At 42.1% G+C, this 24,495-nt stretch carries 21 protein-coding genes and 1 tRNA gene; 1 reads left to right on the forward strand and 21 read right to left on the reverse strand.

Annotated elements, in window-relative coordinates; all coding sequences use genetic code 11:
* The first annotated feature begins 24 nt into the window (after positions 1 to 24).
* Positions 25 to 98, forward strand: a tRNA-Met gene (locus B0B05_RS02880).
* Positions 99 to 172: 74 nt separating this feature from the next.
* Here B0B05_RS02880 and B0B05_RS02885 read toward each other — a convergent pair.
* From B0B05_RS02885 to B0B05_RS02990, 21 genes are all read right to left on the reverse strand, one after another.
* On the reverse strand, positions 173 to 5,311 hold the full coding sequence (locus B0B05_RS02885) for a helicase-related protein (protein WP_076781995.1): 5,139 nt from the start codon (positions 5,309 to 5,311) through the stop codon (positions 173 to 175).
* The gene (locus B0B05_RS02890; RefSeq protein ID WP_076781996.1) at positions 5,304 to 5,984 is read right to left on the reverse strand and encodes a hypothetical protein; all 681 of its coding nucleotides are present in this window, start codon (positions 5,982 to 5,984) and stop codon (positions 5,304 to 5,306) included. Before B0B05_RS02890 ends, B0B05_RS02885 begins: the two co-directional genes overlap by 8 nt.
* A gap of 75 nt (positions 5,985 to 6,059) precedes the next feature.
* Positions 6,060 to 8,432, reverse strand: coding sequence for a JAB domain-containing protein (locus B0B05_RS16285; RefSeq protein ID WP_084173863.1), 2,373 nt, complete (start codon positions 8,430 to 8,432; stop codon positions 6,060 to 6,062).
* Between the two features lie 12 nt (positions 8,433 to 8,444).
* Positions 8,445 to 9,155, reverse strand: coding sequence for a hypothetical protein (locus tag B0B05_RS02905; RefSeq protein WP_076781997.1), 711 nt, complete (start codon positions 9,153 to 9,155; stop codon positions 8,445 to 8,447).
* Entirely contained in the window at positions 9,121 to 9,981 is an 861-nt protein-coding gene (locus B0B05_RS02910; RefSeq protein ID WP_076781998.1) for a M23 family metallopeptidase, read from the reverse strand. The genes B0B05_RS02905 and B0B05_RS02910 overlap by 35 nt, the downstream gene beginning before the upstream one ends.
* A 3-nt stretch (positions 9,982 to 9,984) precedes the next feature.
* A complete protein-coding gene (locus B0B05_RS02915) occupies positions 9,985 to 11,973 on the reverse strand; it encodes a type IV secretion system DNA-binding domain-containing protein (protein ID WP_076781999.1) in 1,989 nt (662 codons plus the stop codon).
* Between the two features lie 6 nt (positions 11,974 to 11,979).
* Entirely contained in the window at positions 11,980 to 12,219 is a 240-nt protein-coding gene (locus B0B05_RS02920; RefSeq protein WP_076782000.1) for a hypothetical protein, read from the reverse strand.
* 2 nt (positions 12,220 to 12,221) lie between these two features.
* A complete protein-coding gene (locus tag B0B05_RS02925; RefSeq protein WP_076782001.1) occupies positions 12,222 to 13,091 on the reverse strand; it encodes a DUF4138 domain-containing protein in 870 nt (289 codons plus the stop codon).
* A 2-nt stretch (positions 13,092 to 13,093) separates the two neighbouring features.
* A complete protein-coding gene (traM, locus tag B0B05_RS02930; protein WP_076782030.1) occupies positions 13,094 to 14,302 on the reverse strand; it encodes a conjugative transposon protein TraM in 1,209 nt (402 codons plus the stop codon).
* On the reverse strand, positions 14,298 to 14,651 hold the full coding sequence (locus B0B05_RS02935; RefSeq protein WP_024565598.1) for a hypothetical protein: 354 nt from the start codon (positions 14,649 to 14,651) through the stop codon (positions 14,298 to 14,300). The genes traM and B0B05_RS02935 overlap by 5 nt, the downstream gene beginning before the upstream one ends.
* 2 nt (positions 14,652 to 14,653) lie before the next feature.
* Positions 14,654 to 15,268 carry a conjugative transposon protein TraK gene (traK, locus tag B0B05_RS02940; protein ID WP_076782002.1) on the reverse strand — a complete coding sequence of 205 codons (615 nt, stop codon included), beginning with the start codon at positions 15,266 to 15,268 and terminating at the stop codon, positions 14,654 to 14,656.
* Positions 15,269 to 15,304: 36 nt separating this feature from the next.
* Positions 15,305 to 16,555 (reverse strand): TraJ family protein, encoded by a 1,251-nt coding sequence (locus tag B0B05_RS02945; protein ID WP_076782003.1) that lies wholly within the window; start codon positions 16,553 to 16,555, stop codon positions 15,305 to 15,307.
* A 2-nt stretch (positions 16,556 to 16,557) separates the two neighbouring features.
* On the reverse strand, positions 16,558 to 17,388 hold the full coding sequence (locus tag B0B05_RS02950; RefSeq protein WP_076782004.1) for a hypothetical protein: 831 nt from the start codon (positions 17,386 to 17,388) through the stop codon (positions 16,558 to 16,560).
* Between the two features lie 4 nt (positions 17,389 to 17,392).
* The gene (locus tag B0B05_RS02955) at positions 17,393 to 18,058 is read right to left on the reverse strand and encodes a hypothetical protein (RefSeq protein ID WP_076782005.1); all 666 of its coding nucleotides are present in this window, start codon (positions 18,056 to 18,058) and stop codon (positions 17,393 to 17,395) included.
* Positions 18,059 to 18,060: 2 nt separating this feature from the next.
* Positions 18,061 to 18,636: a hypothetical protein gene (locus tag B0B05_RS02960; protein ID WP_245799179.1), complete on the reverse strand. Its 576-nt coding sequence runs from the start codon at positions 18,634 to 18,636 to the stop codon at positions 18,061 to 18,063.
* Positions 18,637 to 18,817: 181 nt separating this feature from the next.
* Positions 18,818 to 19,471, reverse strand: a complete 654-nt coding sequence (locus tag B0B05_RS02965; RefSeq protein ID WP_058878604.1) for a hypothetical protein — start codon at positions 19,469 to 19,471, stop codon at positions 18,818 to 18,820.
* A 52-nt stretch (positions 19,472 to 19,523) separates the two neighbouring features.
* Positions 19,524 to 22,598 carry a TraG family conjugative transposon ATPase gene (locus B0B05_RS02970; RefSeq protein WP_076782006.1) on the reverse strand — a complete coding sequence of 1,025 codons (3,075 nt, stop codon included), beginning with the start codon at positions 22,596 to 22,598 and terminating at the stop codon, positions 19,524 to 19,526.
* Positions 22,570 to 22,884, reverse strand: a complete 315-nt coding sequence (locus tag B0B05_RS02975) for a DUF4133 domain-containing protein (protein WP_076782007.1) — start codon at positions 22,882 to 22,884, stop codon at positions 22,570 to 22,572. The genes B0B05_RS02970 and B0B05_RS02975 overlap by 29 nt, the downstream gene beginning before the upstream one ends.
* Position 22,885: 1 nt before the next feature.
* The gene (locus B0B05_RS02980) at positions 22,886 to 23,209 is read right to left on the reverse strand and encodes a DUF4134 domain-containing protein (RefSeq protein ID WP_024565589.1); all 324 of its coding nucleotides are present in this window, start codon (positions 23,207 to 23,209) and stop codon (positions 22,886 to 22,888) included.
* 35 nt (positions 23,210 to 23,244) lie between these two features.
* Positions 23,245 to 23,778 carry a hypothetical protein gene (locus B0B05_RS02985; RefSeq protein WP_076782008.1) on the reverse strand — a complete coding sequence of 178 codons (534 nt, stop codon included), beginning with the start codon at positions 23,776 to 23,778 and terminating at the stop codon, positions 23,245 to 23,247.
* A 62-nt stretch (positions 23,779 to 23,840) separates the two neighbouring features.
* Positions 23,841 to 24,494: a ParA family protein gene (locus B0B05_RS02990; RefSeq protein ID WP_024565587.1), complete on the reverse strand. Its 654-nt coding sequence runs from the start codon at positions 24,492 to 24,494 to the stop codon at positions 23,841 to 23,843.
* Position 24,495: the final 1 nt, after the last annotated feature.

Genomic DNA, 24,495 nt, shown 5'->3' on the forward strand with positions numbered 1-24,495 from the left:
TCATTATATTTGCACCACCAAAACGGCGAGGTAGCTCAGTTGGTTAGAGCGCAGGATTCATAACCCTGAGGTCACGGGTTCAATTCCCGTCTTCGCTACAAACAACGCTATAAATCAATGATTTATTAATAGCGGGGACTAAAACAGGGACTTGATGTCCCTGTTTTTTTTATTATCTCTTTCTTCCATAATTTTGCGTTTCTATTTTTTGTACATTCTCATTATCCAAATTTTTATAAATTGCCCTGATAATATTCGCTTTAAATAATTGTGAATTTTCCACCCTTCTCTCCTCTAAATAATCCCTACTTTCATTATTCTTCAGTTGCTCCTCCTTCTCCTCACGATATTTCATAACCAACCGTTCCCGAACATTCGGCAACTCCTCCAACCTTTTATCCAGTTCAGCAATCTTATCTTCAGTAATTTTTGTCTGCTGTTCAATCACCGTCACATTCACGCCTTTTTGCAAAAGAATATCAATTTCTTCTTGAACTTTTTCTTTAGCCAAATCAATGGTTTTTTGATAAAATGGAAGCTGGTTTTTCCAGTATCCGGCATTTTCGCCCTCTTCCTTGGAATAGCCTAAAATTCGGTTGTAATTGTGCTGTGCTTTGGTGACTTCCTCTTGAATTTTAATAAAGCTGTCATATTTTCTTAAAACAAAAGCAGAATCAGCTAAAAATTTATTTTTCTCGGTTTCAATACGTTTTTTCATAAGCTCAATCTCGATATTCGCTCTGGTTTCGGGATTCGTGATGATGGCGGTTTTGAGTTCTTGTGTGCTGATATCAGAAATATCCAAAACATCGGCTCCTTTTTTCATCGCTTCCAAGTACCTTGCCTGTTTGGATTGCAGTTTTTGAAGCATAAAGACATCGATGCTGTCATTGGTCAGCATAAAGTTGATTCTAACATTTTCGTTCCTATTCCCTTGCCTCCAAGCACGTCCTTCTACTTGTCGAAGAGAAGTAAAATTATATGGAAGTGAAAGCATATAAATATCCGTGGTATTTTCCTGCAGGTTCATTCCTTCCTGAATCGCCTCGCTTCCGATGACCACCTTTATTTTGCCGGAATTGAAATCATCCTGAATCTTCAAACGGTTCGGTTTGCTTGTCGCACCCGTAATGACTCCAACTTCTTCCGGATTGTATCCGACTTCCCGAACAAGGTATTCCTTCAGTTTCGGAAATTCCGAAACAGCTAATTCAGAATAGATGATTTGACCGGAATCCGGAATGTCGTTCTTGTTCTGCCGAATCAAATCCATCGTCTGCTTCAGTTTCGGAGAATCCTCTATAAACTCATCCAAAGACGGTTCTTCTCCCTCATAATATGGAGAAAGATATGGAGAAATGGCAATCAGGCGGGCATTCAGGATATGCGTAAGAATCGCTCCTTTTTGGGTTTCGCTGAAGTTTTCATTGAGCAATTCGTATTGCTCACTCGTTAAATCGTTCTGCTCAATCTTATATTCCTTGTTGATTCGGTCGGGCCGCACCAATTCGGGATTGTCTTCCTCGCCTTTGATGTCAATAAATTCTGATAAAAGTTGCTGAAACAGGGAGTTGTTTTTAAAACGACGGACATTCGCCTTGAATTTCACATCACCTTTCGCGTCAATCTCCATGTCGTTGTCTGCCTCCATAAAGGTTTCAAAGAAGGTATTCACATTGAAGTAGCCCGATTCTTCTAATCTCTTGTTCGCAATCAAGGAGAGAATAGAATAATATTCCAGTGGTTTATTGGTAAATGGCGTTGCAGAAAGCAAGGTAACATTTCTACCGTCGTTATTTTCTTGAATATATTGCGCCGCCATCCAAGTATTAATGCCGAGTTTTGAAGTCTGCTGGTTCTGATTCCTAAAGTCTGATGCAAATCGGCGGTCTTCAATCCTTACTTTTCCTACGATATGGTTCGCGTTATGAACTTCATCGTAAGTCAAGTGGTCAAAACCAAAATCTTCCCAGTCATAAATTTTTCCACGCTTCATTTTACCCACCAATTCTTTTTCTTTTTCCAGTTCTTTCTGGAAATCCCTTTCGCTGATGGTGTTTACGCTTCTCATTTCATTTTCGGAAATATAGGAGAACTTGGAAGCCAGACTTTGGGTAATGTTTTCAGAAAAACCGATATTGTTGAAACCCTCGTAAGTGACGATGGTGATTTCCCCGTCTTTGTTGTCAAATTTCGAGAGGTCAAAGTCTTTACCCAGATTCCCCAAAACATTCACATTGGCTTCGGGAATGGTTTCAAAAATCGTTTCCACCCACTGTTTTAAAATGCTGTCATTGGGAACAACGATCAGCGGTCTTTTTGCGTTACCTCTCTCCATCGCTTCGTGCATGGAGAGAATTCCCGACAATGTTTTTCCAAATCCAACCTCGTGTGCGAGTAATCCAACACCTTTGGTTGTCTGTCGTCCGATTCCTGCTTTTTGCACTTCGGTTAAGCGCAGTTCTCTTCCTTTAAAATTCAAATGGATTTTTGAAAACAATGGAAATTTTGAATAGTCGGGAACAGAGAGGTTGTTGTAGTTTCGGTTAAAATCTTTTACGAAACGCTCCCTTAAATCGTCCGACAACTCTTCCCTCAAAAATTTTTGAAACAAATCATTGGCTGCGGCTTTTCGTCTTTCACGAACCAAGGCATTCCGTTCCTTGTCGCTTCCCGTAACGTTTTCGTTGTCTACAAAACTTCTGACCTCCCAAGATGAGGAACCTGCAAATGCCTCACTCGAAAGTGTTCCGACAAAATCCTTGAATTTTTCAGCAAGGTTATAGGGAACGGTTGCGGTTTCCGTCTGTCTCGTGTTTTGATTCCAGCGTTCTTTTTCAACGGTTCCAAAATCAAACTGGTGGACAAATTCGTGGTTGGGACTGATGGAGATTTCATCTAAAGTTTTTGGTTTTGGAAGGACGCTTTCCAATAAAGATTTCTGCTTCTCATACTGATTTTCGGTTCCGCCAACCGAAAACTTATCTTTAAAGTCTATTTTAAGTTGCTCTAATTTTTTATAGATATTTCCTTCGCCGTAATAGAAATCGTGAACCCAATTTCCGTCAATATAGTTGGCAAACTGGTAATGCTTTCCGTGATTGTTTAATGTTCCATCGTAGGAAGTGTCCCGAAATGCCTCAATCTGTTCTTTGGTAATATCGGTGCTGTTCTGAAGCGAGGCATTCACCACTTCATCGGCTTTCAAAAATTGATATTTTAATATCCCTTTCTTGATTTCCGGTTTGGTCTGAATTCGGTATTCCGCATTTTTCTCGCTGTGTGATTGGATGATTTTATCCGCTTTTCGATGAATTTCATTAATTTGGTCTTTCGAAAAATCTTTCGGATTATCAAAAATTTGGGATTGGAGTTTGGAATACTTTTCAATTTCCTTTTCAATCGCGGGAGATTTGAATTTTACTTCATTAAGTCTGGAAAGAACTTGCTCAATTTTATCTTTCGTTTCTGAAAGGTTAATTTCTTCTGTTTTAACGGGAATGGTATTTTCTAAAGTTTTGCCTTTTGATTCTGCTTTAGGTTGCTCGACCTCCAAAAACAAATCTTCAAAGAGATTCCCGATTCTTTCGGTCTGCTTTTTATTTTTGAGTTGCTCAATCCGAGATAAGGCGTCCTCTAAATTCCCATAAACATAGTTTTCCAACCTCCCGAAACGGTTGGTTTTTTCTCGGGTTTCCCCCAAAATTCTTTCGGGATGTTTTTCAAAATAATTGGAAATATCAGTAGAAATTTTCTGGGAGTTTTTTCGCAATATAATAATGTCCGTCCCTACCTGAGTTCCCGCAAAAACACCATTAGGAAGACGGAAACCATCCAAAATTTCTGCATTCTTAAGTTGGGTTTGTCTGTTCAGCCAACCTGAAGGAAGAACCATTGCCAAAACGCCATTGGGTTTAAGAGAATCCAAAGACCTTTTGACAAAATAGTCCTCGTATTTGGAGATTTTGGGTTCTTCACCCAAACCTTTATAAAGTCCGCGATGGTCGCCGTAAGGTGGATTCCCGATGACCAAATCGTATTTTTCGGAAAACTTCTTTTTGTTGCCTTTCTCGTCGCTAAATTCGGTTTCAAAGGAGCGGAGATGGATGTCGGATTCGGGATGAAGGATTTTTGCAATCTTTGCGGTGGTTTCATTGATTTCAAAGGCAGTTATGCTGGACTTTATTTCCAAATCTTTCACTGCATACAGAAAATTACCCGTTCCTACGCTGGGTTCCAATACCGAAATTTCCTTTCTGTCTTTAAAATGGTCTTTGATTAAGTTTCGGACGGCATCTACAATCTTGGAATCGGTGTAGTATTCATCCAAAATCCCTCTGCCTTCTTTCGCCGTTCCGCCGGATTTGTATTGATTGCAGATGTCCTTTAAATCATCTGTAACGTTGAGATTCTCTTTGAGAATGACCTTGTCGCCAGAAATAAAACAAGCTGCGGAAACAATTTCCGCAACCTGTTCGTTGGTGATTTTATGAAGCGGATATTTTGAAATCAGAGTATCTAATTCCCCAATACCTGTCATTGAATTTGATGTTTCGTGGCGGTCTAATTTTGTGTTTCCTCCACTGGATATATTTCTCCCGGATACGATTCCGCCCACGAAATGTTCTTCCTCCTCATTTTTTGGAGCATTTTTCGGTTGTGTTCCGTCAACGGGTCTTCGCTCTGGTTTTCCGACCAGATGCTTCCAGATTGTGTCTTCAAGTCCATCTCCAGCATGGTTGCCGTCCACAGCTTGTCCTCCAAAGTGATTTCCGTTTTGCTTGGGTTTGCTTCTTTGGTTAGATTCTCCAGAATTTCGTTGAGAAAGTTCGGCTCCCAAGTGCTGAGTGTCGGAAATTCCTTCGGATTGAGTTCCATCGTCTTCATTTCTTATCGTTTTTTGTTCAACTAAAGTAGTATTTTTCTCTTGAACTTGGAGTTTATTTTTTAAATATTCTTCCAGGTTTTGGTTCCCATTTTCAGAAATTCCATACAGCAGGCGGATGTCCTTGATATTTTTATTTTGAAATTCATTGAGGATTTTTTGTGTAGACCTATTTCCGTCATCATCACCGGTTAGACACAGAAATATCTTTCCGTCGTAGTTTTTGAACCTATCGACAAACTTTTCGATATTTTCTCCTGAATTGACCGTTACAAGGGCTCTGCCATTGTTCTGATTGTTCAGTTTTAAAAGTTCCAAAAAGGAATCTTTGTCGTTATTGCTGTGAAAGACAATCAGTTCGTTTTTAGTTCCCTCGATAACGGAAATTTCTGAACTAGGATGGTTTAAATAGGATGTCTCACTCACTTTTTCTGTTTTTTACGAAGTGGTTGAACTCAAAAATGTCTTTCGCCGTGTCGTCCCAGTTTTTTCTTGGAAGAAGTTGCAGGCTTACAAAGATGTCGGTCTTCTTGTTGTAGGAATCGATGCGCTCCAATCTTCCACCATAATCTTTTTCGGCGTGTCTGTAGAGGGAATACGGCAGAATCGTGTCAGTCGGATAGATGTAGAAACGGGTATAGTTCCACGGAGAATTGACTTCGAAGCGTCTGTATTTTTTCTTGAATAACACCGTGTCGGAGAGTTTCCGCCTGTTCTTATAGTTGGGAATCATTTCTTTTGAGAAAATGGCGCCGTCCTTCTTGTTCCAAACTGGTGACGGTTTTTGTTTTTCAAGAATATTGGAAAGAATGATGTTGCCGTCTTCAGCATCCAATGGATAGCACAAAGAATCTCTCACGAGATAGGCATTTTGATTCATTTCGGGAAAGGTGTGGTCTGGAACCAGTTCGATAATTTGGTTTTCCGAATAACTCATTTTCGAGATGTGGAAACTCTGCATCTTGTCCAATCCTCTGGAGGCATCAAAATAGACATTAGAAATAAGGTCTATTCCGCCTTTTTCGGATTTGATTTCCTTGTGGCATGAACTTAAAAAAAGTATGGAAACTAGGACTAAAAATATGGATTTGATTTTCATAATGATTACATTTAAAAAAAAGCGGCAAATCAAAATTTGACTTACCGCCTTCGGATAATAGTCAGGTATTATTTATTATCGTTTGATGCTCTGTTCCTTCACATGGGCTTTTTCCTGTTTTTCTTCATTTTCCAGTCCCTGCAAGGGTTTGTTGGTGTTGATGCGGTTCATGTCGTTGTCGTAAAGGTTCAGGTTCTTGTATTGCGGATTGAGCACCGCTTTTCCTTCCATTATTTTGTCGTCCATTTCAAATTTCACTTTCACCACATTTCCTTTTTCAAGGGATTTGATGGTGTTTTCCCTGTATTCCGGCTTTTCGAAAACGAGGTTGGCTTTTTCCACGATTTTGTCGGTATCGACACCGTAGTTTTTGTAGAAATTCTGGAACATATAGTTTCCTTTCTCCGTCTTTGGCTCCTCAAAGTTGAACTGCACGAAGGCGGTTTCCGACTGGTCGCTCTTTGGGTTGTGGAACTCGATTTTCACACTTCTTCCCTCCAAAAGGTTTACTGCTTCTTTCGCGGTAAAGGTGTTTTCTCTGTTTACCGAAAAATTGTGGGTGATTTCTTCGCCTTTCTCGTTCTTCAATTTGGCGTCGTAAGAGTTGAGGAAAACACCACCCGTTTCCGTCTTGTTGAATTTCAAGGCAAAATCAACCTTGTTTCCGGGCAGTGCCTTGTCCGAGGAAGTTTTGATTTCGAATTGCTGGTTTTTGGACTTGATGCCTTTTTCCAATTCTTTGTGAAGTTTTTCGTCTTCGCCGAAACCGAGGTATTTAAGCTGATTTTTTAGATAATCTACCTGGTTGAATTCTTTTTGTGTTTCCATAATGTTTGGGGTTTGATTGTTAAAATATTCTTTGTTTTTATTGAGGTGTTGTGTTAAGTCATCTCCGTTCATTTTGGCGTAATCTTTTATAGAAGGCTCTCCAATGATGTCGTCTATCGAAAATCCTGACCTTGTGGCATCCATTTCTTCTTTAAATCTCGAATGAAAATTACTTTGGCTGAATAAATTGCTCCGTTTTTTCTCATCGGGAAGAAAAAGACTTTTAAGGGAATCGATGATTTTTTCTGTTTCCTCATTTCCCTCGTAGGTAAGCAGTTCTCCGCCAACGAATAGCAAAACATGGTCTTCCGGCTTTCGATACAGCTGGATTTTTGAGGCAATCTGGCTGTAGTTCACTTTGTCGTCTTCCGTCAAGGAGATTTCAAATTCGTGCTTGGTATGACCTTCGGAATCGTCAATAAACAGTTTGACGTAATCCTTTTGTGGTGGTTCTTCCATATTTCTAAAATTTTTAGAGTAACTATTATTTAGGTTGTTTTCCGATACGCCGACAATGGGTTCCGCATTCAGATGGTTCTTGCTGAATTTATCCAAAAGGTGGTCATAGACGTTGATTTTGGTCTTTTCGTAAAGGGAGTGGTAGTTTCCGCTTTCCAGTAAAATCGCATCCAAAGCCGTGAACCCCATCAGTTCGAGTTTGTCGCGGTATTCCTTGTACATCTGCTCGTTTACATTGTTTCCATAAAGGATGACACCCGTTCCGGCGTGAATCGTCATCAGTTCGGTCAGTTTCTCGAACTGTCGATGCTGCGGAAGAATGAATTTCCCAACGATGTCGTTCGCATTGTTCAGGATGATGGCTTCCGTCTTGTCGGACAGTCCAAACTTTTGGCTTGAAATGTAGGCGGCGGAATCTTCGGGACTGTTGATTTTGAACGGCTGATAATTGGCGGCAAAAATCTGCTTGTTAAAGGAAAAGGTGCTGACTTTTCGCTGCTGTTGGTTTTGCACCGAAAGTTCCAACACTCGGTCGCTTCCCAAATCGCCATTGAAGACCAAATATTTTCCCGAACGCAGATTGATGACGATGCCGTCTTCCACCTTTATTCCGGTATGGTCGAAAATTTCGTGCAGTCTTTGCAACATGAGTCGGTCATGTTTGCTCGAAATCAGTTGTCCGCTCGGATGGTTGTGGACGAGCGTGATGCTTTCGGGCTGCATTTTGAAGACGTTTCCCGTCAACAAACGCAAATCCACCACTGTGGAAGTAATACCGCCTGTTGAAAGATGCTGAACGAGGTAGCTGTCGTCCTTGAATTTGTAGAGTGCAAAGGTGTGTTCCACCGCCTCGTCTTCGAGTGCACGGAAAAGCCAAGCCACATCGTTCACATCGGAAACTTTGGTTCCCGCCATGAATGAAAGACTTTTATTTTCCGAAAACTGTCTCTCTACGAGCGCAAAATCATTGGCGTATCCTTGATTGTCCTTTTCCCGTAGGAGGGCGGAATTTGGGTCAGCATCATTTCTCCCGCTGAAGAGTTTGTAGGGTAATACTTCGCCCGCCGACGTTTTGAGATATTGCGTATCCTCGTCCGTCGGAAATTGGAAATTCGTGTTCGGTCCATATTTGCTCTGGTAATTAATCGTTTCTGTTTCCATCTTTTCAAAAATTTATCTGCGGAATCCGCGATGTTTTTCCTGTTCCTGTTCGATTTCTTCTTCCTGCTCTTCCCGGTTTCGGTTCGCGTCTTCGTACCTATCCCTGTCGTTGACGTTCAGGTCACTTTCAGAGTTTCCTCCCTTTGAAATCTGCTTCTCATCGGGAGAGATGCTGTTTACGGTGTTGATTTCTCTGGAAACGATGTTCAAGTCGTTGGAAATCTCCTTGGCGATTTCGGGATATTGGTCCATTTTATCCATCAGAAAATTTTTCAGTTTCTGAAGTTCGTTTTTGTAGCGGTTCATTTCCACGACATCCTTTTTGTCTACAATGATTGCGGTGAGTTCGGTGGCATTTTTTATGAGGTCGAACTCGGCTACGATGTTGTTTTCCTTATCGTAGATAAATGCCTTTTTCTCAAGTGAACGTTTATGTTCATTTTCATTTGAAAGGTTTTGAATATTGGAATACTCAATTTTCTCCTTGCTATTTTCGATGATTTCAGAAATACTTTTGTCCCGTTCCAAAAAGATGACTTTGAGTTTGGTGTTGTTCTCCGTCAGTTGGAAGGTTGCCCTGTTTTTTCCGTTGTCGGCGACAATGGTGTAGCCCTGAAAAAATTTTTGAATATCGTCTGCTTTCAGATTTTTGGAAAACGATAAGTCTTCGTTGATAATTCCGAATTTTTTAAGGTCTTCGGTCGGTAAATGTTCTGTTTGCATAGTATGTAGTGATTAATTGGTTTGCGTTGATTAGGTCATTGAGGAAATGCGCAGGATTGATGTTTCTGCCATATTCCTTTACCGCGAAATGCAGATGTGGCCCGGTAGAATTTCCGGTATTGCCGCTTTTTCCGATGATGAAGCCTGCTCTTACTTTTTCGCCGACTTTGTAATACATTTGCGACAGGTGCAGATAGGCGGTTTCAAATCGGTCATAGTGTTTGATTTTGATATAGTTTCCACCACCTTTGGTATCCCAACCCGATTCGGTGACGAGTCCGTCAAGGACGGCGTAAACATCTTCGTGGTCGGCTTTCAGATCAATGCCGGTGTGCATTTTAAGACTCCCAAAAATAGGATGTATCCTTGAGCCGTAACCCGAAGTGATGTACAGATTACTCTTCAGCGGCATCACGATTTTGGATAAGGACGGCATCCACTCTTTTTCATCAGAAATATTAATTGGGTGCTGTATTTGGGTATTGTTTTTAATTTTATCATTTTCCCTCTTTAAAATCAGTTGATGCAGGGAATCTTGCAGATTTTCATACTGCATTTTCCTGAATTGTTCTGCACCGTTATACTGCTTCATCAACGATTTCAGTGAATCCAGCTCGGTCTTTAAGTCCGATCTTGAAGTAAAGTTGAATACGTCCTTCCAAGATTTTTTGTCTTTCCTGTCCTTGGTTTCAGCCATTTTTTGTACGGGAATTAAAACTTCGATTTTTTGTGATATGATTGGTGTCAGCGTATTGAACTGGGCTGCGAGGCAATTTCCCATCAGAAAAAGGATAGGTAAAAGGATTCTAATTATTTTTTGTTTCATTATTTATTCTTTTGAAAGTTCGTTTACAATGAGTTCCACCTCTTTATTGATTTTTCTGAAGTTGGTCATCAGGACATCGTTTTTCCTATTGTTTCCCATTTTGTCGACAAATGAGTAATAGGAAGGCATTTTCACATAGTTGTGTTCTTCCTGTTTGATGGCCTTCATATCCAAATTGATTTTGCCGTTCATCGCCGAAGTTTTGTATTCCTCGGTGTCGTTTTCCTCGCCCTGAGCAATCATTCCGACCATTTCGCCAGTTTTGAGCGTCGCAATTTTTCCTGCAGGAATCATAAAGTCCATTTTCTCGTTGATGCTAGTCGTCGTTCCTTGTTGGGAGATGGATTGGGAATAGGATTTTTGCTTGATTTTTCCGAACAGTTTCTCCAGCCATTCCAGAGTATTTTTGTCCCTTGCGGAACCTGAAAGGATATTTCCAACAATGGCGGAAATGGTGTCGGCAACTTCTTTTTTGTAAAACTGTCGGAGTTGTGGGATTTCCTGAAGTCCCAATAAGACCGCCACTTTGTTGCTCCTTGCGGTCGCCACCACGTTGTCGATTTTATGTATGTAGATGGTGGGAAACTCGTCAGCAATAATTCCTCCCGGCAAATTGTGTTTGGAGTTGATGAGTCGTAAAGTCCTGTTCAAAACCGATGAATAAAGGGCGGAATTGATGTCCTGCGTTCCTGGATCGGATGCCAAAATCAGGATGGAAGGATTCTCCCTGTTCGTAATTTTTAGTTCCACTTCGTCGCCCGAAAACACCCAGAAACTTTCCTTGGTCGCCAATCGTGAGAGAAATATCTTCAAGGTTCCGACCTGTCCCTCCAACTGGTCAAATGCCTTGTTTTCATACGCCGTCTTAAAGGGAGAAAGCAGTGAGAATATTTCCTCGTTGGTAAAAAGTGTGTCAAAAATCTCCTTGTAACTTCGGTTCATAAAGGACAGGATATGTGGTAAATCCGAATATTTTCCGTCCTCGTAGGTGGCAAAAAAGTAGATACTCGACGAAAGAAAGTTGATGGCAGATTGGGTGAAAAAAGCATCGGAACCGCCTCCCGAACTTGAACCTCCCTTTTGGAGCGAGGATACCATAGACTCCGCCATTTCCTGTGCTTCCGCCAAAGTTTGGATGTATTCCTTTTTGAACGGGTTTACCCTTTTGGATTTTTCAACCTCGTTTAGATTGATGACATGAAAATCGTATTCATACCCCGAATCTTTGCTTTTCTTCAACAGATAATGGTAGTAGGCAATCTGCGCCAAATCGGGAAACTTAAAATCGTAAATACACAGGCAGAAGCCTTTCGCTATCATTTGCCTGATTGCGGGATTGATGATTCCGAAAGACTTTCCACTTCCAGGCGTTCCAATCACCATCGTCCCACGAAATGGATTGATATTGACCCATCCCTTGTTGATTTTTTTACTGTATCTGAAGAGATATGGGATATTGATCGAGGTGTCCGTTTCTACAAGTTCCTGATTTTGGGCAAAACTTTCTTCCTCTACATTCCATCGGTCTTTTCCCATTTTTTGTTGCATGAGTTTTGAGATGGCGTCTGCTCCCATTTGAAGGATTACTGCACCCAAAAAAGACAATACGGCATAGATGACCTGATAAAGATTCAGCGCAGGAAAAATTTTAGGGAGTTTGGAGTTTCCTGCCTCGTTTTGCCAAACGAGTGAAGAAAAAATCATCAACAAGCCCAATATCATGGGGATTACGATTTCCGTGGCGATGTTCAAATCCTTTTTCTTCTTCGCCTTTGTCCCGACAGCGACCAATCCAATGAGAATCAGGGTCGCAAACTTTGCGTTGATGGGTGGGTAAAAGAAACTCATCTTCGAGAAATTTTTCAATAGGTTTGAAACTATAGGAATATCTGCATCGAGGTAGAAAAGCGACGCACAATCCAATGCCACGACCGCATAAACCGCCTTCTGAAGGAATCCGTAAATCTTAATTTGGTGTTGTTGTTCCTGCATTACTTCCTATAAATTGTAGTTTTTTAAAAACTCTTTCTCTTCTTCCTCAATACGGTCTTTACCATAAATCTTCACTGCAATCTCCTTATACCACGCTTTCAGATAAGCCATTTTTATAATTTCCTTTTCTATTTCCTTCTTTGCTTTTCTGAGACGGAATAAAAAAAATATGGATATGCAAGAAGCGATGAAAGCGATGAACGCCAGGAGAAGGACAATAATTAATTCTGTTGGTAATGGGTTCATAACTAAAATGTATCTGCTTTTAAAATATCTGAATAATTCACCTTCATGTCGATGGTTCTTCCCGAGAGTTGTTCCTCAATCAGGCGGATCATCATCACCTTACTGTTCGGAAAGGTGAATTTTTTAAAGACATAGATATTTCTGAAATTTTTCCTGAAATGTTTCGGGGCGTAAAGTCTAAAAATCGGTGTCATCTCGATGCTTTGGTTGTTGGTCGCCTTATAGATTTTTTTGTCCTCGATGGAAAATTTTAGGTCTTCGATATCGTAACTCAGGTTCGAGCTGTTTTTGAAGGTCATATCGAGAAAGATGTAGTCGCTGATAACGTACACATTGTTGAGCTGCATACTGAGTTTAAGATCTTTCTGCTCCCTGATTGGATTTTCTTCCGTCTTCTTCTGGATGATGTCCATCGCAAACTTGGTCAGCTCCAAGTTGGAAAAACGGGTTTTGTCCAGTTCAATCGGCTGCATCTCTTCCGACTGGATATGGATGTTGGTCACGGTGTTTTTATTTTCCGAATTTCTGTAAATAGCCTTATATTGGGCAATAAAAGACTGACCTACAACGGTTATTATTCCTATTTTGTCGCCATTCAATAAAGAGGTGGTTTTTGCCTTTTCCTTTGGGTCGACGTTGGTAGGAGCATCCGTGATCTTGATTCTCGCGATATTGGTGTTCGGTAGATCACCCGTGAGTTTTTGGGTGGACAAATCCACATATTGGATGGGTTCCGGTGAGATGATGTGCAGGTTGACGCCCTCCGTAATCACTAGTTCGGGCAATTCCGAAATGACTTGTTCCTTGGTTGCGGTTTGGGCAATAAAAAGGTTGGATATAAGGAATAATAGGATATTGATTGCTGTTTTCATTTTTATTTCTTTTGTTGGTTTTGTGAGTCTTTAAGCTGTTTTTCGTCGATGAGAAATACATAGGAGTTGTATTTCAGTTTGGCTTTGTTGGTTTTAATGAGGTTGGCTATGGATTTGGAGGTGGAAGTGAACAATTTTGAGCCGATGCTCGTGAAAAATCCCTGTCCGCCCATATCCATCTGTGTTCCCTGTACGGAGTTGCTCCCCATTTCCCGAATCATGTCCCTGAAGACGCTTTCCGGAACATAAAGTCCCTTCATTCCGTCGATGTCGTAGATGGATAGATTGACTGGAAGGATTTCTCCCTTTGTAAATACCGAGACAATCTTGAGGTCAACCCGTTGCATGGAAAATCCCAAGATTTGCCCGTAAAGGATGGAGCCTTTCTCAATTTTTCTGTTGCCGACGAAGATGTCTTCCAATAATCGGAACCGGATTCTGCTTCCCAGAAATCCCTTGTTGTTTTCATCAATGACGGCTTTGATAAAACTGTTCTCATTTTCCCTGTAGAAGGCATTGAACTCGCTGTTGATTCCCGACTTGCCGACATTGAAGGTGGAATTGAGGAACTCGTCCATCTTTTCCTTGTTTGCCTTGAGTTTCTGTTCCGCCAAGAGTTTGGCTTGGTATTCGGGATCCCTCGCTTTTTCTAGGGAATCCATGACGAGCATCTGCTGTTTCAGATATTTTACGGGGTCTTGCTGTGCATTTTGATTACTAGATTTTTGATTTTCTGAAAGTTGCTCATTTTCCTGTTTCCCATTGGACTTGTCATTCAGCATTCGGATGATTTCAGAAGACCTCTTGAAATCCTTGTCCTCATTTTGCTGTTTTGGATTGTAATAGGAAGAGTTGCCTCCTTTTGACGCCTGCTGATTTTGTCTGCTCGATACCGCCTTTAGGGAATCGATCTTTCTTTTCTGGTCCAAAGACAACTGGTCTTCATAACTGAGCAGACTGTCCTCTTCCTTGTCCAATCCTCCGAGCATCGTCCTGTTGTCGTCCTTCTTGAAAAAGGCGTCGTAGGCATCGTTCTTCGTCATGATGGAGTCCCGTGTTTCTCCCAGAGACAGGGAAAGTTCTTTCGGCTTGTCCTTTTTAGAGGTGTCCTCTTTGGTAAATTGGGCACCTACATACACAAAGAGCAGCAGGAACGGCAATGCCAGAAGGGGCATCACATATTTTTTTTCCTTAAAGTTGATTTTCTTAATGTCCATGTTGCAGTTCTTGGTATTGGTTGTACAAATATTCTATTCTCAGGCTGTCTTCTTTTTGGAGTTCTTTTCGGTCCCTTTTCATTTTTAAAATTTTGAGTTCATTAACTATTTTCTCCATTTCTTTCTCTTGGTTTTTATTAATTTGCTGGGTCGTGTTGCTTTTGGAATAGAGGTTTGGGGGCTTGATTTTAAATGTCGACTGGCTCGGAAAGAAAATTCCCTGTATCAGCGATCCGATAAAAGACACGGAGAGAAAAACCATCGAATGGGTGAAAAACTTCTTCGGATTTTTTGCCGCCCATTCCAATCCCTTTTTTGCGGTTTGTTTTAGAAAATTTTTCATCTTTAATAGGAATTTTTGGTTTGGTTGGAGATTTCCTCGTTGTCGATAATCCTCCAATTTTTAAGCATCACACCGTGCGGATTGTTTGGGCTTCTGATGATGTCGTCAAAGAATCCTTCGGTGATCAATTTCCTTGTAATCACGGCGGACTTTCTGGTAATCATCTGCTTTCCGAAGAAGGAGAATTTCTTTTGCTCCATATCCAATTGAATGGAATCGGCATGGATACTCACCATAGAACTGGAAGCCACAATCTGGTTATAGAAACCTTTCTCCTTGAGGTTGGTGTATTCCTTTTTTCCACTGTCGTCAATGAGATACAGCGATTTTTGGATATTTTCCTTGATGTAGGCATCATCGGGAGCCAAAGTGAAAAACAGTCGGTGGAAGAGCTCGATTTGGGCTTTGTATTCCACGGGACGGTTTAGCAGGACATCGGTCTGTTTTGCCAATACCGGAACGCCATTGTCCAAAATGTAGATGGACTTTCTGGAATCCTGTATCATCCGATAAGCAAAAAAGAAGCTCGCCAATAAGATAATTACGGCAAATGCCACGGTTCCCAATGAAACAATCTTGTTGACTTTAATTCTTTGTTCAATATTTTTAATCAGCATTGTATATTTAATTGTTGTTGGTTGATAGTTGTCGGTTTATTTACTTCTGTTTTTCATTGCGGTATTGACCATTCCCGATGCGGAACCTGATATGGCTGACTTCGCGACGGCTCCAGCCACTGAAGCTCCGCCAGTTTTTGCGGCTAATACCGTTGTTTTGGCTGCACTCGCCATTCTTCCTGCCGCGCTCTTCATCTTGGTCATCGCACCTGCACCTCCCGCTGTAACAATGGTGTCGGCAATGGTGGGCGTCATCAATACCCCGATTCCCGTCACGATATAGGCGACACAGGTAAAGAGCTGGTTGTAGATCATTCCCGAATTGCTCACATAAACCATCAAGGCATCTAAATTGGTGATGGTTCCATTGGTTAAAAGCGTGTCATACCGCTCAATCTCCATTTCATAACCCGAAGCGATCAGTTGCTGACCAATATTGATGATGGTATAGGCTACAAAGGTGTATAGGTTGATGTTGATGAACTTGGAAACCCAGCTGTACAGCGAGTTTTCAAATCCTGGAACGAGCGCCATACCTACCGCAATAGGCCCCAAAATAATGAGGATGTAGGCCCAAATTTTTTGGATGAAGAAAATAAGGTAGACACAGATTCGAAGGATGGAAAGGCAAACGAACTCGATAATTTCTGCAACCAGTTTTTGGAGCTGGAACTCCATCCGTAACTGCCATTCCTTGATGGGTTGGATGAGTTTGTCCAGTCCCTCGCTGATGTCGAACCAAGAGTCGTCGGCATCTTTGCCGGTGTTGTTGATGACGTCCTGCTTCGCATCCTCGTCGGCTTTCAGTTTGATGACGGCATCGAGTAGCTGCTGCTGTTTCTTGAATCGTTGAATCCTCAAATCATTCACTTCGGACTCAATGTCGCTGAAAATGGCGATTCCCGGTTCTGCAATGGCTTCAAACGGTGCCTGAATCAGATTGACAAAACCACTCCAATACACCAGGGTAAATCCAATGAGGATGGGTTTGAGCATCGGGGTGATTTCCCATTCCCGGTCGCCCGCCGCCATTTGCCAACCCATGTATCCGAGATACATCAACGCTCCCAGTCCTCCGATCGCCCTTCCAACCAAAGCGGATCCGACAGCACCGTCTTGAACGCTATTGTCCAGTTTGGTAAAGACCTCCATAAACCATTTCTCAAATGCGCCGTCGCCCTTTAGAAATTGGAGCAGGTTGCTGTAGTCGCCGTCGGTTTGGGCAAAGCCGATTATCGGCAGCAATATTGCCAAGAGGCAAAACAAGGGTGTACTATTTCTTTTCATCACTAAAATTTATGTTTGTACTGCTGCATCGTGTTGTGGATGATCTGCTTGTCGGAAGCGGGAGTCCAAGCCTGTGGCAATGCATAAGGCGAATGGTTTTTCAGAATATTTTTATAGTCCAAAAGAAGTGTCGTCTTATCGTTGTGTTTCCTTAATTCCTGCACGAACCTTCTCCATTTGATAAGGGTGTCATGGTACATCAAAAAGCGTTTTCCTCTCGGCATATCCATCGACCTCGACATTGAATATTTTTCCTTGATTAAGTCCAATTCCTCCTGAAGTCTTTTTAAGGTTCCAGTGGTATTGAGCGTTTCGTAGGTTTGTTGGTTCTTCAGCCTCCATTCCACAAAATTTTGTGGCGTGTCTGGAAATTCGGTAATGGGTCTCAACATCCGTTTGTAGTAGAGCAACCAGAGCGGGTCCGCATCAACCGTCGCAGAAGTCCAATGGGCAAAGTCTTGGACGCTTCTTTTATAGATGGTGTCGGAAGCCGCCTTTATCTTTTTTGCCTCCTCTTCCTGAAATTTGACCTGCGCAAAACGCTGGTTTTGAAGTCCCGTAGGTTTTAGCGGCCGGATGTCTTCTCCATCCTTATAGTCCCTGTTTCTGCTGGGAGCCCACATTCCCCAAACCGTGGCATACGCAAAGTTGGTCTGAATGCCCAAAAGATATTTTGGATAGGGACGCCAGTCGCCCCAACTCTGGAACACCATCCTTTTGTGCTGGGCAACGATGGAGGGATCGTTCAACCGCTTTACGGTAAACTGTCCGAATACGCCGACTGCTGTCAGCAAAAGCGGAACGAGGGCAAATTTTTTAACTAATTTTTTCATCTTTTTAATTGAATATGTATTTGTATTTCTGGATAATGTCTCCGACAATCGCCCTGTCGATATTGAGGTAGTTTCTTAGCACTGGAACCTGGTACAGGTACGGAATCTTCTTGGCGTTTTCTAACCGCAATATGATGTAGAAGATGTTTCCATTGATGTTCCGAACTCGGGTAAACACCTTTTCAATAAGCATCTCCCTGTCCATCGGATCCATCAGGAAATCCTTGTTCTCGTTCAAAATATCCTGCGTGACTTCCTGCTTGAGTTTTAAGGTCTGTTTGCCGATTTCGACATAGTATTTGGAAACCAAGACGGCATATTCCGGATGTTGCGCCGATAAGTCCAGCATCTTGTTGGAGTTGTTCGCCACCTTTCCCAGATATTGGTACAGGTAGATTAACTTTTTGCTCTGCGTAAGTGCCGAGTTGACATTTTTTAACTGCTGGTAGATGTATTCCTGAATGGCTATGACCTGTGCGGTCTGGCTTTTAATGTCGTCGTACAGTTCCTTCTGTTTTTCATAAGAGTTTAGAAAAGCCTGCTCGCTTCGCAGCCTTACGCCGTGGTTGGTGGTCATCTGCGCCAAGAGTTTGTCGTTGATGACAATCTGCTGTCCGCTTACCAAACCAACAGAAAAAAACAAGATTCCTCCAATAAATAGTTTTCTCATTTTTAAAAGGATTTAATGTTTTTCATAATGTTCTCGACCACTTGTTTGTCCCGATTCACATAGTATTGAAAGGCTCTTTTGTTTCGTAAAACCTTTGCCTTGATATCCCTAATCTTGAAAAGCATATGGGTGGAATTTCTGCTGAGCGTCTTGACTTCTCCCAAAGCATAGTCCAATAAAATCTTGCGTTCCGATTTCTCCATCTGGTTCATGGCTCCATACGACACCACGATTCCGACAATCAGCCTCGTCACCATTTGTAGATCATCAACAAACTGAACCTGTGAAGGGAGAACCACAATGATGGAATAAGGTGCGGTGCTGATTTCGTCGATAATGGCTTGTTGGTTTTGGGTGATTTTCGTAATCTCCCTGCTCATCGCAATTCCTGTGGGAATCGCTTGGATGGCGAATGATACGATTCGAAGCCTGTCCTGAATTTTGGTCATCTTGTCCTTGAAATTGTTCCACTGGGTTTTGTTGGCGGTTTCCACCGTGGCATTGGCAATCTGGTTTTTCCGCATCTCCTTCTGTCTACCATTTTCATCCATCGTCGCCTTGATTTCAAGATTCATCATCGGAAAGGACACGTTTTCCTGCTGCCAAGACGGCGTGGAGCCGCCACTGGATGAAGTGAGTATGAGATATAAGAAAAATCCCCCAAACCCCCGAAGGGGGCTTTTTAAGGCGGTTAAAAAGTTAATTATTGAATCTTTCATTATTCATCTTTTTTTACATTGTTCCCCTTTGGGACAGGGGCTAGAAATTTCTTTTATATCGGTTCATGATATTTTCGACAATGCCCTTATCGGTATTGATGTATCCTGCAAATGGATTGATGGAGTTCCAGAATCCCAAACGGTTCGCCTTTTCCAGTCTCAACTTGATGGCCAGAAGCCACAACTTGAGGTTTTTCACGTTCTCGGAAATGTTGTGCAGTATCTTGTATCGGTCTCCCGCAGTGGCAAGGTTCAGCTCTCCCGAGGCGAGTATGTCGGACACATCGGTCACGATTTTCAGGCTCTGTTCGTAGGTTTTCTGTGAAGCCTTCACTCCAAAAATGGCATATTGGGGATGTGCCGATGCCAACTGGACTACCTGCGAAGAATAGGTATAGCATTTGTTGAGTTCGGAGTAGATTTCCTTTACCTGTATGCCGTTCTGCAATGTTCCCGAAACTTCCTTCAGACCTTTCAGAATCTTATTCTGAATGTCGTTGGCAACCACCATCTGGGTTCCCACCCACGCTTGGGCATCCTTCAGTTTGGAGGTTTCATCAATCACATCGTTCTGCTTTGCCTTCAGGTTTTCTGAATAGAGAATCATTGCCGCCGTTACCGTCGGGTCGATGTAGGTGTTTTGGGAGAAGACCCCTGTACCCCACAGGGGGAGAAGTAAAAATAGAAGCCTCACCCCAACCCTCTCCAAAGGAGAGGGAGTTTTGCGTGTGTTCCTTAAAGAGGTTTTATGCGTTTTCATATTTTAGATTTTGGCTGTCGATTAATTCTGAAAAGTGGATATTTCGGTTTTCCAGTTCCTGCGAGATAAATTTGAAGATATTATTTTGCCCTTTGTGCGTCTTCATCATTCTGTAATAGGAAAGCACCTTTTTATCCAACGGCTTTTGATAAAGGTTGACGAGCGATACCAAGTTTTCAAGGCTGTCTCCAAAATTTTTCAAATCGGATACAATTTTTTGCAAAGCCTCGTTGTAGTTTCCGTATTGTTGGACATAGTATTCAACTGCGGATTTTTCGGGTTTTTCCGTGGTGTAGGTTAAATACTGCTCCAAGGAAACCTCATTGCCGTACACTTCTCCTTTGGAACCCCGCTTCAGATAAAATTCCTTGAAACGACTTCTTCCAAACTTGTTGTTCAGATTATTGATGGTGAAAATCTTGTTTTGCTCCACTTTGTTCAATGAAAGCAGGGATGCAATCTTGTCGAAGTTGTCCTTGAACTTGGTCTGATCCAAAAGAATGAAAGTGTCGGAGTTGTTGATGATGCTGTCTTTCACGACGGCATTTCCGATGATGTCGTCCAATTCCTGGGTAACGACCACCGCTTCGCCCCAAAATTTCCGAACCGTTTTGTAGAGATAGAGAATGTATCCGCCCATCAGTTTGCTGGCAATCGCCTTCCATGCTTCCTCGATAATCAGTGCCTTTCTTCGGTCTTTTCGAAGCCGCATCTTTTGGATGAAGGTATCCATGATGATGAGCGTCACAATCGGAAACAGTTTCGGGTTGTCCTTTACATTGTCAATTTCAAAGACGATAAATGGTTCGTCAAAGAGCGTATTGTCGGCACTTTCGTTGAGTGTCGTCCCGTATCTTCCACCTTTGTAGAAATCCTTCAGCACGAACAAGAATGTCCTTAAATTAAATTCCTTTTCAGTAATATGGTGTGTCTTGTTGTTCAGATAAAGGGGCAGAAATTTGTCGCAGTAGTCATAGAATCCGTTGAAGGAAAGTTCTTTTGCCTCCAATTTTTCTTCGAGTTCCTTAATTTTTTTGACGATGGTTTTTCGGAAGGACTCGTTCCATTCCTCCGCCGTTTTCGGCTGCCTGATAATTTCGTTGGACTTGATGAGGATGAGTTGCGTCTCATTATATATTTTTCTCTTATCTTCATCGTTTAGGGTTTCATACGCCTCGTAAACCTTGTAGAAATTTTCGCTGTCGTAATTCGGGTTGTTCATGTTCTTGTCCGGATGATATTCGATGGCGAGTTTTCGGAATGCCTCCTTAATCTCGTCAGAACCCGCATCGAACGCGATTCCCAAAATGTCGTAGTAGTTGTTTTGTCCATTGGACTGGTTCTCAAAATCAGAAATAATGTCTTCCTCGTGGATATTGTATTTGTTCAGATAGAGAATGAGTTCTTCCGAAGTCTTGCTTTCATACCACCTTGTTCCCGAATTGAAATATTGGTGGTAATACGACATCAACACATTGTCCAATATGGATTTCTGTGCGGACGACATCGTGGCATCGGGACCCTGCCAAATCAGGAAAATCAAATTGGTCAAAAATTCAATTTTTTCGATGTTGAACTCTTTCTTGTCCATCAGAAAGGGATTCATCGTAATGGGTTTTTCTTCGGTGTATTGGATGTATCTCCCGCCTTTGTATTTGCAGGTTCCCGAATAGGAATCGCCCGTGTCCACAATGACCACGTCATAATTGTAGGTCAGGTATTGCTCCACGATATTGTTCATCAGGAAGGACTTTCCAGAACCCGAAGGACCAAGGACAAACTTGTTCCGGTTGTTGATTCTTCCCGTCTTCATCGGTAAGTCCGCCGGGTCAACTTTCAAGGGAACGCCTTGTCGGTCGGTAAACCGCAGATAAAAATTGGATTCCTCGTTCACGGGGTAACTTTCTTTAAAAAAAAAACACAAGGCCGCTTCGCTTGTCGTCATAAATAAATCGTATTCCCGAAGTTCCGTGGCATTGCCCGGAATGGCGGAGCGAAAGAGTTCCAACTGGTTGTAGGCGTTCTTGGAAACGATAATCCCCTTCGTAAAGAGTTTGTTCTCGATCATCGACTGTATCCCTTCCATTTTTTCCAGCGTATTTGTTGAAAATATTAAGGAGAAGTGGGCATTGACCACGAGTTGTCCGTCGATGGCGATATTGTGGAGTAGCGTCTGTATTTCTTCAGCAATAATGGCGTTGGATGGCGAATTGTTTGCCGCTCCCTCGTGCTTCTTTTTCTTTTTGTCGAGTTCCCGCTGTTGTTGTGCCTGCAGAGGAATGGTAATGACCTGATTGTAGATGATGGTCTCATAATCTTCCAATTCGTTGATGAAGGTGAAATTGTCCACCGCTGTTTCCGAGGCTGCTCCGTTTCCTCCAAGGATGGAATACGGGTCTATTTCTGAAGGCAGGTCGATATTTTCGACATCGACGTAGGAAATATTTTTGACGAAGCGGTTTCCTATCTGGAGATATTCGTTGGTGCTTTTAATATTGTCAAACACCGGGGTTTTTGTAAACTGCATCGACAATACGCCCGAAATGTAGTATTCAAATTCTTTCTCGAATAAGAATTGGGGTTCGCAGCCGCTCTGCTTTAATAGCATCAACACCTTTTGGCATTTGTCGCGGAGTTCCTTGTAACTTTTTTCGGAAAATTGGTAGTGCTTGTTTTTCTTCTTGAGTTTGTCCTCCACAATGTCTGTAAAAAGAATTACCGTTTCGATGGTTTTAAATAGTCTTCCGTCAAAATGCTCGGAATATTTTTGCTGGAGGAACTGGTTGGAGGATTCGGCATTATATCTCTTTTTTGAAAATATATCCAACTTTTGGACGATTCTTCCTTCGCCAATAATGGAGACCACCTGATTCAAGACGGTATGGAAGTTTAGGTAGTTGTCGGGGTCGGCGGAATATTGCTCCACAATATTCTTGATCCTGATGCCGATAATTGGATTTCCGTATTGTCCGAAGAGGACATCAAAAGCCCACCCAAAATCCTTTCCGTAATCGTAGCCGATGAAGGGAATGTCAAATGCCTGTTTGTTTGTCTTTACCATCTTTTAGAAATCTTTTGTTGTTGAGTCTTTTTGGGAAAATGAATGTCTGGTCAAAATTTTTGGTCTTGTCGTAGAGTCCGTTTTTGTCCTGCCTCTTGAAAATAAGGTAGACACCTCCCGCGGTTACCAATAAACCTAATAGCGAACCCAGCAATCCGAATTTGGATAAGATGAGTGCCGCGACGACACCTGCGCCGATGACGGCTACCGCATAAATGATGTATTTGCCTTTGAGTCCGAAGAATACAAGGGGTTTTTTGAGCCCCTTGTACAGGTAATATCCCATCTTAAGCAAAGAATGCGGTTACAAATTCCGGAACCACGATAAGGAAGATCATCGCCCCGCCATAGCCGAGGATTTCTTTGTTGACATCCTGGTCGCCGTTCGTCCACTTGTTGTACACCCTCAAGCCTCCGATAAATCCTACGAGTCCACCGACTGCCTTTAATATCAGCTTGATGGGATCCCAATAGTCCTTAATGTCGGAAGCGGCGTTGGAGATGGCGGTCGCTCCGCCCTGCGCAAGCATCGGGGTCATCGCCAGCATCACCAATGCAAGGGTTAGAACTTTCTTTTTTGACACGTTTTTTCTGATAAAATTTTTCATCATTTTTAAAATTTAGGTTAGTTATATGGGTATATTGGTTACATTGTCGAGTGGTAAACCTTTTGTCCCTCAATATTGTCCACCAGTTTTACGTTGGTTTCAGAAAGGTTGACAAATTCTTTCCATTGGTCTTTCTTGCTCTGTGCATCATTTTTTTTCTTGGAAACTATTGGCTCAATAATTTCTGGCTTTTTGCTGATTTCCGTTTGCTGTGGCGGATTTTCATGGTGTTTGGTTTCGGGCTGTTTTGAGCTGGTCCTATCCAAATCCTCTTCCGCTTCAAATCGTTTCCTCAATTCTTCCAAACTGGGATTGTCTTCAAAATTGTTCTGTCTTTGAATCGGAATGGGTTCGCTTTTTAGGAATGATTTCGGGGTTTTGAGATTTTCCACATCCTCGATGCCGATCAAGGTGGGTTCCTCATTCTCCGCCTGTGCAAAGTCGCCGAGTGAGTATTCTTCTGCAACATCGGTCTGAACGGTTTTCTCTTTTTTTAGGAAAAGGTCGTAGACGATATTTCCGGCATAGTACAGAAAGTAGGCTCCTAAAAGGATGAGTGAGTATTTTAACATAATGTATTGATTTGAGGTTTGTGGTTTTTGGATTATTTTTTTCTTGTCTCTTTTGTCTCTCGTTAAAGCGCAACTTTTTTGACCTCGCTGATCTTTTGTATAATTTCGTCGAACGGCTTCTTTACGGCGTATTTTTGCTCGTAGGTGAGTTTTCTCGTGTCGATGGTTTGGAGGCAGTTTCTCTTGAACACGGGATTTTCTAGTAGAGTTCCGTATTTTGCCAACTCGATATCCATTTCCTTTTGGTTGAGATATTTGTAGCCCTTGTCGTATTTGGAGCGGATGAAGATTCTTTCCGCCTCGCTTTCCAACAAACCCAGAAGATTTTTGAATACCAAGGTTGATTTTACGGACACATCGGAATACTCAAAGGGAATGATGATGAAGTCGCTGTACACCAAAACATCGCTGTATCTCTGGTCCAGTGTTCCCGCCAAATCGAACAGGAACAGGTCTTTGCTTTCTTTCAGGTCGACAACCTGTTCCAAGTCCTCGAAAGGCGGCTCATCGTCATCTTCGCCAATCACTTCCACCTCGTAGAGTTTGGGCAGTTCCGAGTCCGCATCCTCCCTCCATTTGTTGAAGAAGGATTTTTGGTAGTCGAAATCAAACACCTTGATCTTCCTTGTAGAAATTCTGGAGAGATAGTTGGCGAATGCGATGGCGAGGGTTGTTTTCCCTGTTCCGCCTTTTTGGGTGGCAAATGTGATGATCATT

Source organism: Epilithonimonas bovis DSM 19482 (assembly GCF_900108115.1).
GTDB lineage: Bacteria > Bacteroidota > Bacteroidia > Flavobacteriales > Weeksellaceae > Epilithonimonas > Epilithonimonas bovis.

Bases quoted from the DNA above. Each gene is read 5' to 3' on its own strand.
- B0B05_RS02890 (WP_076781996.1), bottom strand. From the start codon at position 5,984: ATGAAAATCAAATCCATATTTTTAGTCCTAGTTTCCATACTTTTTTTA.
- B0B05_RS16285 (WP_084173863.1), bottom strand. From the start codon at position 8,432: ATGGAAACAGAAACGATTAATTACCAGAGCAAATATGGACCGAACACG.
- B0B05_RS02905 (WP_076781997.1), bottom strand. From the start codon at position 9,155: ATGCAAACAGAACATTTACCGACCGAAGACCTTAAAAAATTCGGAATT.
- B0B05_RS02910 (WP_076781998.1), bottom strand. From the start codon at position 9,981: ATGAAACAAAAAATAATTAGAATCCTTTTACCTATCCTTTTTCTGATG.
- B0B05_RS02915 (WP_076781999.1), bottom strand. From the start codon at position 11,973: ATGCAGGAACAACAACACCAAATTAAGATTTACGGATTCCTTCAGAAG.
- B0B05_RS02920 (WP_076782000.1), bottom strand. From the start codon at position 12,219: ATGAACCCATTACCAACAGAATTAATTATTGTCCTTCTCCTGGCGTTC.
- B0B05_RS02925 (WP_076782001.1), bottom strand. From the start codon at position 13,091: ATGAAAACAGCAATCAATATCCTATTATTCCTTATATCCAACCTTTTT.
- B0B05_RS02935 (WP_024565598.1), bottom strand. From the start codon at position 14,651: ATGAAAAATTTTCTAAAACAAACCGCAAAAAAGGGATTGGAATGGGCG.
- traK (WP_076782002.1), bottom strand. From the start codon at position 15,268: ATGCTGATTAAAAATATTGAACAAAGAATTAAAGTCAACAAGATTGTT.
- B0B05_RS02945 (WP_076782003.1), bottom strand. From the start codon at position 16,555: ATGAAAAGAAATAGTACACCCTTGTTTTGCCTCTTGGCAATATTGCTG.
- B0B05_RS02950 (WP_076782004.1), bottom strand. From the start codon at position 17,388: ATGAAAAAATTAGTTAAAAAATTTGCCCTCGTTCCGCTTTTGCTGACA.
- B0B05_RS02955 (WP_076782005.1), bottom strand. From the start codon at position 18,058: ATGAGAAAACTATTTATTGGAGGAATCTTGTTTTTTTCTGTTGGTTTG.
- B0B05_RS02960 (WP_245799179.1), bottom strand. From the start codon at position 18,636: ATGATGAATCTTGAAATCAAGGCGACGATGGATGAAAATGGTAGACAG.
- B0B05_RS02970 (WP_076782006.1), bottom strand. From the start codon at position 22,598: ATGGTAAAGACAAACAAACAGGCATTTGACATTCCCTTCATCGGCTAC.
- B0B05_RS02975 (WP_076782007.1), bottom strand. From the start codon at position 22,884: ATGGGATATTACCTGTACAAGGGGCTCAAAAAACCCCTTGTATTCTTC.
- B0B05_RS02980 (WP_024565589.1), bottom strand. From the start codon at position 23,209: ATGATGAAAAATTTTATCAGAAAAAACGTGTCAAAAAAGAAAGTTCTA.
- B0B05_RS02985 (WP_076782008.1), bottom strand. From the start codon at position 23,778: ATGTTAAAATACTCACTCATCCTTTTAGGAGCCTACTTTCTGTACTAT.
- B0B05_RS02990 (WP_024565587.1), bottom strand. From the start codon at position 24,494: ATGATCATCACATTTGCCACCCAAAAAGGCGGAACAGGGAAAACAACC.